The sequence below is a fragment of the Bradyrhizobium sp. genome, assembly GCF_035273305.1.
Classification (GTDB): domain Bacteria; phylum Pseudomonadota; class Alphaproteobacteria; order Rhizobiales; family Xanthobacteraceae; genus Bradyrhizobium.
In genome coordinates, this window is record NZ_DATEPI010000079.1 from 1 (window position 1) to 9554 (window position 9554).

Below are 9554 nucleotides of genomic sequence, written 5' to 3' on the forward strand. Positions count from 1 at the left end.
ATGACTGTGCTTCTTGCAACGAGTATCATTTTTGTGGGTCCTGATCGGCGCAACCTGGTTCGCTGTCGCCAGCGAATTCGGGAAGCTGCCTGCTCGCCACGGGCGAGTCGATTCCAAGGAGCCCGTCGATCGCGCCACGAAGCCGTGGACAATCGTCAGGCGCTCATTCGAACGGCATCAGGAAACAGGAGGACCGCGAGCCTGGAAGGCCGCGACCGTGTTCAAGCGGACGAACTCGGTCTCGGTGGGCTGATAGGTGAATTCGGCATCAGCGCTCGGGAGCGGCAGTGCAGGAGGCGTTGCAAACAGCACGGTGTTTGCCAGCGCCATGATGGCGCAGATCGCGCAGGGATCGCCCGGCGACTGGCCATCGTGATCGGATGACGGCTGCTGCTGTCGAACCCAGTGATCAGCGGCGGGGCCAGTTACGTCGCCAGCATCGAATTTGGCTGTATCCGATCGTGCCAGTACTGATTGGCCGATGAGCGCTGCCTGCGCCGAAACACCGTGGAAATGGCCGAAGGAAAGCGCAAATTGGATTAGCAGCGACAGAAGCGCGAGGCGTGATCCAATTCTGAGGTTCGATCGGAACCACTTCATGCCAGTATGCGCCGTTCGCCCAAGCCGAGATGTTTCGGCTACCCCAAGGGTCACAACATGGCAGGGACCAGAGGCGGGTGTCAATCGTAAGCCCAGACTGGCAAAACCGAGTGCGACTTTTCGGTCAGCGCCCCTCGCGCAGCCAAGTGGCAGCGAACCCGCCGAGCAGCAGCAGCAACCCGATCAGGCCGGCAAACACGGGTAACACACCGACGCCCTTCACCACGCTGGCATCGCGCATTCTTACTCCCATCCAGCCGTCGCCGCGGAAAACGCCGGAGCTACGCACCGGCACAATCCGAGGAAGCTCGACACTGGAGCCATCTACCACCCGCCGTGCATCACCACCGCTGGCCTGACTCAACGGTTTGAGCATATCCGTGGTGGAAGTGACCTCTGAAAATTCCTTTGGGTTGGTCGGGCCGACATTGATCAGGGCCTTGAGTGTGCCATCGGTTGCCTGCCAGAGGCCGAGTTCATTGGCCGGGACTGTTGAACGCCACGTTCCCGGTTCGCTTTCGCTCAGGGTCACCTGGCGTTTTGCTCCGGTTGGAGACGTCACCGTCACCGGCGCCACGCTGTCGCCCATGGTCTGGCGGAGTACCACCAGATCATGGCCTTGGACCTGCAGACGCAGAGCTTCTTCATCGAGGTCGGGTTGTTTCATCAGCCAGTGCGAGGTCCGCCGCAACAGGTCGAGGTGCGGGCCGCCGCCTTCATAGCCGCGCGCCCATAGCCAGATATGATCTGTCAGCAGCAACGCCACGCGGCCCTCGCCAAACCGCGACAGCAGCAATAGCGGCTTTCCGTCAGCGCCCGTCATCAGAGGAGGGCTGCTCGTATTGCGCGTATCGACCGTGCGAAAAAACCGACTCCAGTGTGGCGGCTCGGATCCTGAGCCCTCGAGTCCGCGTGTAACCGGATGCCGTTTGCCGGCGTCGCTCAGGTGGGCGTAATAGGGTTTTTCGATAACGCCCACCGGCTCGGCTGGCAGCACCGAATCCAGCGGCGTGCGCCATATGCTCGTGCTCGAGGCGTAATCCGGCCCTGCCGAGACCAGTACCGCGCCGCCGGAGCGAACGTAACGAGCCATGTTGTCGAAATACGGGATCGGCAGCACGCCCTGGCGGGCATAGCGATCAAAGATGATCAACTGGAATTCATTGATCTTTTGCTGAAACAGCTCACGGGTTGGAAACGCTATCAACGACAGTTCATTGATCGGGGTGCCATCCTGCTTTTCCGGCGGCCGCAATATCGTGAAATGGACGAGATCGACGCTCGCGTCGGATTTCAATAGATTGCGCCAGGTGCGCTCTCCCGAATGCGGCTCGCCCGAGACCAGCAGGACCCGCAATTTGTCCCGTACGCCGTCAATCGCGACCACTGCGCGGTTATTAACCTGCGTCAGCTCGTTATTGAGCGGAGAAGCTTCGATCTCGACGATGTTCGGGCCGGCATGCTTGATATTGACCTCTACGTTCACGGTCTGGCCGCTCAGCACGGTGCGCTCGTTGATCACCTCACCATCGTGACGGACCACGACTTTGGCGCGGTCGCCGCTGACGCCCTGGTCATCCAGCCTGTAGGTGATGGTTTGGGGTTGTCCGACGATGCCGAAACGCGGAGCGGCGGAAATAGCAATGCGCCGATCGCGCTCGTCCTTGCGGCCGGTGATCAGCGCGTGCACAGGCGCCTGAAAGCCCAATGCCGCCGCATTCGCCGGGATGTCGTGCACCCGCCCGTCGGTGATCAGAAAGGCACCGCCGACGCGATCGACGGGAACATCAGATAGTGCCGAGGACAACGCGCCGAACAATTTGGTGCCATCGGTTTCGCCATCCGCCTGGCCGGCCTCGACCACCCGAACCTCGAGGCCCTTGATCTTCTTCAGGCTATCGACCAACGCCTCCTTGGCACTTTCGGTTTCGCGGGTGCGATCGCCGAAACTCTGGCTAGGACTTTTGTCGACCACCACGACTGCCACTGACGACAACGGCTCGCGATCCTCGCGGGTGAAGGACGGGTTGGCGAGCGCCAGCAGGATCAATACCAGCGCCGCCACACGTGTCGCAGTACCGCGCGTGCGCGCGACCAGCAGCATTGCCGCGATTACCGCAATCGCGGCGAGCCCGAACCAAAGCACAAGCGGGGGAACAAGCGGTGTAAATGCGATCCCGTACTGCACGTGGCGATCCTATTGTCCCAGCCGCTCGATGAGCGCGGGCGCATGCACTTGGTCTGCCTTGTAGTTCCCAGTCAGGGTGTACATCACGATGTTAACCCCTGCACGGAAAGCGAATTCACGCTGGCGGGGTTCGCCGGCCGCCAATGGCAGCATTGGTTGTCCGTCCGCGCGGATCGCCCAGGCGCCGGCAAGGTCATTCGATGTGATGATGATGGGCGATACGCCGTCGCCCCCGCGCGCTGGGCGTGAGGCATCCTCCTCGTCCTCCCCGCGCGGCAGCGCCTCGACCCAGGTCTGGCCGGTGTTGAAACGACCGGGAAAGTCGCGCAGCAGGTAGAACGTTTTGGTCAAAACATGTTCGCGCGGGACGGGCTCAAGTTCGGGAACGTCCAGCGCTGACAAAATATTGCGCAGCGCCAGCATTCCCGGCGTTTGCGACCCATTGGTGTCCCCCGGCGGCGCCTCGATGGCATCCCGGGTGTCGAACAGCACCGTGCCGCCCTGCTTCATGTAGGCATCGATCCGGTTGATCGCGTCTTGCGGGGGCTTTGCCGCGCCGGGCACGATCGGCCAGTATATCAGCGGGAAGAACGCCAGCTCGTCGCGCGCGGGATCGACGCCCACGGGATCGCCGGCTTCCAGCGCCGTTCGCTGCGCAAGAAACAGTGTCAATCCCGCCATTCCCGCCTTCACAATCGAGTCGACGTCGGCGTTTCCGGTGACGACATAGGCAAGCCGGGTCTGCGACGTGGCCTTGATGGCGAAATCATCGTTGCTCTGGGCATGGCTCGGCCAAGGCGCCGCCGACACCGCCACAGTGAACAACGCGAATGCCAACGCGGCCGGGGCAGGGCGTCGCCGCAGCAGCGCCGCGAGCCCGCCGGCGAGAAAGGCGACGATGATTGCATCAACGAGGAAGATCGCCAGCGCGGTCGATAGCAGGATGCCACGCAGGTCCCGCGGTTCGGCATTGCTGTAGCTGGCGCGCTGTGCCCGGAGCGCCGAAGTATCCAGCGGCGCGACGCGATCGGCGGCTGCTAGCGTGTTGACGGCGAGCGGACCATCGGCGGGACCGTAGAATCCGGGCGGATGTTCGGGCGTTGCCCGATCGCGAAAGTCGGCCGGCAGCGGCTTTGCAGTCGAGGGCGGTGGCCCAAAAGCGCCAAAACCATCAAGCGTATGCAGCGGTGCTACCATTTCCGCGGTTGCTGTTGCGGCAACCCCGGCGCCCGGATTGGAGGTGTAGCCCGACATGTCGACAAGGCGCCGGAGCATCTCGACGAAGGTGCCTGACATCGGCAGATCGGACCAGCGCATGTCGGCGCTGACATGAAACAGACTGACGATACCCTTGCCGCGATGTTCTCCAGTCACCAGAGGCGTTCCATCCTCCAGCGATGCCCAACTTTTGGTCGCCAATGCAGCGTCCGGCTCGGCCAGCACTTGCCGCGTTACGGTGACATCTTTTGGCACGGCAAGGCCCGCGAAGGGAGCATCGGCCGTGAACGCCGCAAGGTGTTGCGGCTTTTCCCAGGTGAGACTGCCGCCGAGGCTCCTGCCGCCCTGGCGCAGCTTGACCGGCACTAAATCGTCATCGGCTTGCGCCAGGTGCGGTCCGGCAAAACGGACCAGTACCCCGCCTTGCGCGATCCACGCGGCGATGCGTTCGCGAATTTCCGGCGACAGGGTCCCGACGTCGGCAAGCACCATCATTGGCAGTTTCTGATCGAGAAACTGCGTGATCACCTGTTGGGGCGCACCCTTGTCACCCAGGCGCACGTCAGCGAAAGGAGCCAGAGCACGGGTTAGATAGAATGTCGAAGCCAGCAGCGGCTGCGCGGTGTCGCTGCTTGCTCCGCTGACAATGCCGATCGCGCGCCGTCGCCACCGCTTGTCCAATAATTGCACCGCGCCCGCCGACCGTTCACCCGCGATTTCAAGCCGGGCAATGTCATTGCGCAATTCAACCGGCAGATCGAACGCGGCTTCGGTTTCCCGTGCCCGTGGCGCGAAAGTGTAATGGGCTTCGCCGATCGGCGAACCCTTTTGATCGAGCGCACGCACCACGCCCGCTGCGCCGGCGCCATCGGGCCGCAGCACCTTTACCGTCATCTTCGCCGCGGCATTTTCGGCCGCGGCCAACGCCAACGGCGCAGGTGCGCCGCCTTCGAAGATCGTCAGCTTGCGATCTCCGATGGTTTTACTCAACGCTTCCAGGAATTCCGGCCCGCGTCCGGTATCCACGCCATCCGACAACCAGGCGAACTCGCAGTCGCCTGCGGTCTTCAGGAAACGATCTACCGCCGGCAGAGTTTCGATTCGTTCAATCGCATAAGGCTTTGGCGCAAGCTGGCGCAACGCAACGCGCGCGGTGCCGCCCGCCATGATGGTAGTGTCGCGGGCGGGCTCGGATAACGGTATCAGCGCTATGCCGCGACGGTCATTATCCGCATTCGCAATCAGTTCGTCGGCGGCCTTGATCCGGGTGTCCCAGGTGCTGGCCGCACTCCAGCCGTCATCGAGCAGGATCACGAGCGGAATGCGGCTGCCGGCCGCAAGCCCTGTTTGCGGATTCCAGACTGGTCCAGCGGCAGCGAAGATCACAAGGGCAGCCGCCAGCAGGCGCAAGGCCGTCAACCACCACGGAGTGCGCGATGGCGTCTCTTCTCTCGGCGCAATATCGAACAGCAGTCGGGTTGGCGGAAACTCAAGCCGGCGCGGTCGCGGCGGCATCACCCGAAGCAGCCACCACAACGCGGGCAAGCCCAACAGGCCGAGCAGCAGAAACGGTTCCGCGAACGAGAGGGGTAGCCCTGCGATCATCCGCTTCGTCCTGCCTTGACAGTTGCGGTGCGGGCGGTCCCCTTGCTCACCATCATGCCGCTGTGCAGGAACAGCAACAACTCGGCGGCCGATCGGCTTGTCGTATGGATTGAGAACAACCAGTCGAGCTTGTCGGTCTCACTGCGGATCTGATCGCGATGCAGCGCGACGCGTGTCACGTAATCGGCCGCCCAGCTTTCGGCGCGGCCTGCCGTGATTGCGCCGGCACCTTCCGGTTCGACGAATTCGATACGGCCGGAATAAGGAAAGGTTTCTTCGGCCGGATCGACGATCTGCACCAGCGTGCCATGCGCCCCTGATGCGGATAACCCTACCAGCATGCGTCGAATTTCGGCGATCGGCGACCAGAAGTCCGACAACACCACGATTTCCGCCAGAGCCGACGGCACAAAGGACGGCGGCAGGCTGAGACGCGCGGCATCATCATGCAGCATGGCCTGTGCCATCTTGTCGATGACCGTGCGGCTCGCGGTCGGATTCATCAGGCCGGGGATACCGACGCGTTCGCCACCGTCGACAAGCAGTTCGGCGAGCGCGAACGTCACGATCAGCGCGCGTTCGAGCTTGCTGTCACGCACCTGGCGGGACGCAAACGCCATTGAGGGCGAGCGATCCGGCCAAAGCCAGACCGTATGGGCGGCCTCCCATTCCTGCTCGCGGACATACAGATGATCGTCGCGAGCCGATCGCCGCCAATCGACGCTCTGCGACGGTTCACCGGAAACGAAACGGCGATACTGCCAAAAACTTTCACCGGCGCCGGCGCGGCGTCGACCGTGTAGGCCGTGAATTACGTTCGCGGCGATGCGACGAGCCTCGAGCACAAGGCGCGGCAGCGACGCGGCGAGCGTTCGGCTTTCGCCATCGGCACGTCGGATCGCTGCAATCTCCCCACCTTTGTGCCCGGTCTCTGCCGCCATTAAGCGATCCGTGTCTTCAATTGCCGGATAATGTCCGAAATGGTGCGCCCTTCGGCGCGCGCGGAAAACGTCAGCGCCATGCGGTGCTTGAGAATCGGCTCGGCCAGATCGAGCACGTCATCGATGGAGGGAGCCAAGCGGCCGTCGAGCAGGGCGCGGGCGCGAACCGCGAGCATCAAGGACTGGCTCGCGCGGGGACCCGGCCCCCATGCGATCAGCTTGCCGGCTTCGCCGCCTTCAGGACCGGGCCGCGCAGAGCGCACCAACGACAGGATCGCCTCCACGACAGAATCTCCGACCGGCAGCCGCCGTACCAGACGTTGCGCGCCGAGCAGGGTCTCGGCGTCCATCGCCGCCTTGGCGAGTGTCGCTTCCGCACCGGTGGTTTCAAACAGGATGCGCCGTTCGGCATCGCGATCCGGATAGTCGACGTCGATCTCCATCAGAAAGCGATCGAGTTGCGCCTCCGGCAACGGATAGGTGCCTTCCTGCTCGAGTGGATTTTGCGTCGCCAGCACGTGAAACGGCTTCGGCAGATCGTGGCGCGCGCCCGCAACCGTTATGTGCTGTTCCTGCATCGCCTGCAGCAGCGCGGATTGTGTGCGGGGGCTGGCTCGATTGATTTCATCGGCCATCAATAGCTGAGCAAACACCGGACCAGAAATGAAGCGGAACGATCGCTTGCCTGAACTACTCTCATCCAGCACCTCAGCCCCCAAAATATCCGAAGGCATCAGGTCGGGCGTAAACTGGATGCGCTTGGCGTCCAAACCAAGCGTAATGCCGAGCGTTTCAACCAGCTTGGTCTTGGCAAGGCCGGGCACGCCGATCAGAAGCGCGTGACCGCCGGACAGGATTGTTACGAGCGTATTTTCGATCACCCTGTCCTGACCGAAAATGACGGTGGAGATCGCCTCTTTGGCCGCGCGGATTTGCCCGGCCACCTGTTCGGCCGAACGAACGATCACATCTTCGAATTTTTCAACGCTATCTACGCCAGCCATTTGCTTCTCCTTTGCCCCAAGCGTTGACCGTGAAGCCTTGCGGGCTAAGGCTCGAGTACCAACTCTTCTACCAACCCTTGAGTACCAGCCTCGTTGCCAAATGCCGATTGCATCGTGGTCTCATCGATCGCATGCTAAACTTATGCGAAGGCCATGTATTTGTTGAGTAAAACTATCCCCCACATTATCCGGGATTCAGGTTATGTACGGCATCACGATGTGGCGAGTCGATCCCGTATTCTACAGGCGGACCCGCTTCAACGCGCCGTTCGCGAGATTTGCAGCAATCGTGCCAAGTTGAGGCGGTCAGACTCAGGTCAAACAATGGCGAAGCAAGGGCAGATCACCAATCAAGGTCTCGACGGACTGACGGTTGCCGCGCGAGATGCCTCCAAGGACGGCAGAGCCGCGAAAGGACTGCCGCCGGTTCACCTCTGGAATCCGCCATTCTGCGGCGATCTCGATATGCGAATCGCCGGTGATGGTACTTGGTTTTACATGGGCACGCCAATCGGCCGTCCAGCGCTCGTGCGTTTGTTTTCGACGATTCTCAAACGCGAGAACGGCAAGCACTTTCTTGTGACACCGGTTGAGAAGGTCGGCATACGCGTCGATGATGCGCCATTTCTTGCGGTGGAAATGGTCCTTGAAGGCCAGGGTCAAGGCCAGCTGCTGCGCTTCCGCACCAATGTCGACGATTGGGTAGCTTGCGATGCCGCCCACCGCCTGCGATTCGAGGCCGCGGCCGATGGCGGTTTGAAGCCATATCTTCACGTTCGCGCCGATCTCTGGGCCAAGGTCACGAGAACGCTGTACTACGATCTGGTTGACATGGGGGAGGAGCGAGTGGTCGATGGTCGCCCTATGTTCGGCGTCGCATCCGGTGGTGAATTCTTTGTGATGGGGGATGCGGAGCAGGTGAGGGGCGCGCCTTGAACGAGCCGGTGTTGAAGAGCGATCCCGCTGCGATCAGCTCAGCGGAGTTTTTCGATCGGAGCCGCGCGCGCCTAAGCTTTACGGTGCCGCCCGGCCTGGTCGACCCCGACATCATTCCACGCAGCGGTGATCGCGGTAACGATCGCATGCTCGAAATCGTCGCCCGCGAACAGCCGGTCCGGCCTGCGGCCGTATTGATCCCCGTGGTTGATCATCCGCAGCCGACCGTGCTGCTGACGCAGCGGGCCGCTCATCTGAATGATCACGCCGGGCAGATTGCGTTTCCCGGCGGAAAGATCGATGCGACGGATGCTTCGCCGCTTGAGACCGCGTTGCGCGAGGCCGAGGAGGAAATCGGCCTTCACCGTGAATTCGTGGATCCAATCGGCTACCTCGATCTGTACGGCACGAGTTTCGGCTTCCGCATCCTGCCGACGGTGGCGCGGGTACGGCCTGGATTTGGGCTGAGCATCAATAAATCGGAAGTGGACGATGCGTTCGAGGTGCCGTTGACCTTCCTCATGGACCCGGCGAACCATCAACTGCACAGCAGGGAATTTCGCGGCATGGAGCGCTCGTACTACGCGATGCCATTCGCGGAGCGTTATATCTGGGGCGCGACGGCGGGAATTCTGCGTCTGTTATACGAGCGGATCTGCCAGAAATGATCCGTCCGGCCTTTACCGAACTGCTGATCTTTCTGATTCCGTTTGCGGTTTACGCGCTGTTCTTGCTGACGACGCGCTCAGGAGTAACGCTACCAGCGTCCTGGCCGGTACACATTATCGCCAAACTGGTGGTGGGCTCACTGTTGCTGGTGATCATTAGTTTTGTGCTGCTTGCGCATTTTTCTGGCGCCTCGCCGAATTCGACCTACATTCCCGCGCATATCGAGAACGGCAAATTCGTTCCCGGAGTAGAAAAATGAGCACTGCGCGCGTGCTCGAAGACGCGCCCTGGCTCAGATCCGGTGCCACCGCCCGTGTGCTTGGGATTTTGAATGGCAACGGCGAGGAAGCGCGCGTGGTCGGTGGCGCGGTGCGCAATGCGCTATTAAAGATT

General features: G+C 61.9%; 8 protein-coding genes and 1 pseudogene. 4 read left to right on the top strand and 5 right to left on the bottom strand.

What is annotated here, in order from left to right; genetic code table 11:
• Window positions 1–177: 177 nt before the first annotated feature.
• The 5 genes from VJV58_RS05055 to VJV58_RS05075 all read right to left on the bottom strand — a co-directional run bounded on the left by VJV58_RS05055 (window position 178) and on the right by VJV58_RS05075 (window position 7556).
• Window positions 178–600, bottom strand: coding sequence for a DUF2946 family protein (locus tag VJV58_RS05055; RefSeq protein ID WP_324136246.1), 423 nt, complete (start codon window positions 598–600; stop codon window positions 178–180).
• Between the two features lie 124 nt (window positions 601–724).
• Window positions 725–2788 carry a hypothetical protein gene (locus tag VJV58_RS05060; protein ID WP_324136247.1) on the bottom strand — a complete coding sequence of 688 codons (2064 nt, stop codon included), beginning with the start codon at window positions 2786–2788 and terminating at the stop codon, window positions 725–727.
• 9 nt (window positions 2789–2797) lie between these two features.
• Complete coding sequence (locus VJV58_RS05065) at window positions 2798–5608, bottom strand: DUF4159 domain-containing protein (RefSeq protein ID WP_324136253.1); 2811 nt, start codon at window positions 5606–5608, stop codon at window positions 2798–2800.
• A complete protein-coding gene (locus VJV58_RS05070; RefSeq protein ID WP_324136248.1) occupies window positions 5608–6552 on the bottom strand; it encodes a DUF58 domain-containing protein in 945 nt (314 codons plus the stop codon). Before VJV58_RS05070 ends, VJV58_RS05065 begins: the two co-directional genes overlap by 1 nt.
• Window positions 6552–7556, bottom strand: a complete 1005-nt coding sequence (locus VJV58_RS05075) for a MoxR family ATPase (protein WP_324136249.1) — start codon at window positions 7554–7556, stop codon at window positions 6552–6554. Before VJV58_RS05075 ends, VJV58_RS05070 begins: the two co-directional genes overlap by 1 nt.
• A gap of 324 nt (window positions 7557–7880) precedes the next feature.
• Between VJV58_RS05075 and VJV58_RS05080 the strand changes: the two genes are divergently transcribed.
• The 4 genes and pseudogenes from VJV58_RS05080 to VJV58_RS05095 all read left to right on the top strand — a co-directional run.
• Window positions 7881–8492, top strand: coding sequence for a DUF1285 domain-containing protein (locus tag VJV58_RS05080; protein WP_324136250.1), 612 nt, complete (start codon window positions 7881–7883; stop codon window positions 8490–8492).
• Window positions 8489–9160, top strand: coding sequence for a CoA pyrophosphatase (locus VJV58_RS05085; protein ID WP_324136251.1), 672 nt, complete (start codon window positions 8489–8491; stop codon window positions 9158–9160). The genes VJV58_RS05080 and VJV58_RS05085 overlap by 4 nt, the downstream gene beginning before the upstream one ends.
• Complete coding sequence (locus tag VJV58_RS05090) at window positions 9157–9420, top strand: DUF6111 family protein (protein ID WP_324136252.1); 264 nt, start codon at window positions 9157–9159, stop codon at window positions 9418–9420. Before VJV58_RS05085 ends, VJV58_RS05090 begins: the two co-directional genes overlap by 4 nt.
• Window positions 9417–9554 (top strand): annotated as a pseudogene (locus VJV58_RS05095) (CCA tRNA nucleotidyltransferase); the annotation flags it as partial. The gene VJV58_RS05090 and the pseudogene VJV58_RS05095, both read left to right, overlap by 4 nt.

Coding starts and splice junctions, on each gene's coding strand:
- VJV58_RS05075 (WP_324136249.1), bottom strand. CDS start 7,556: ATGGCTGGCGTAGATAGCGTTGAAAAATTCGAAGATGTGATCGTTCGT.
- VJV58_RS05055 (WP_324136246.1), bottom strand. CDS start 600: ATGAAGTGGTTCCGATCGAACCTCAGAATTGGATCACGCCTCGCGCTT.
- VJV58_RS05080 (WP_324136250.1), top strand. CDS start 7,881: ATGGCGAAGCAAGGGCAGATCACCAATCAAGGTCTCGACGGACTGACG.
- VJV58_RS05070 (WP_324136248.1), bottom strand. CDS start 6,552: ATGGCGGCAGAGACCGGGCACAAAGGTGGGGAGATTGCAGCGATCCGA.
- VJV58_RS05090 (WP_324136252.1), top strand. CDS start 9,157: ATGATCCGTCCGGCCTTTACCGAACTGCTGATCTTTCTGATTCCGTTT.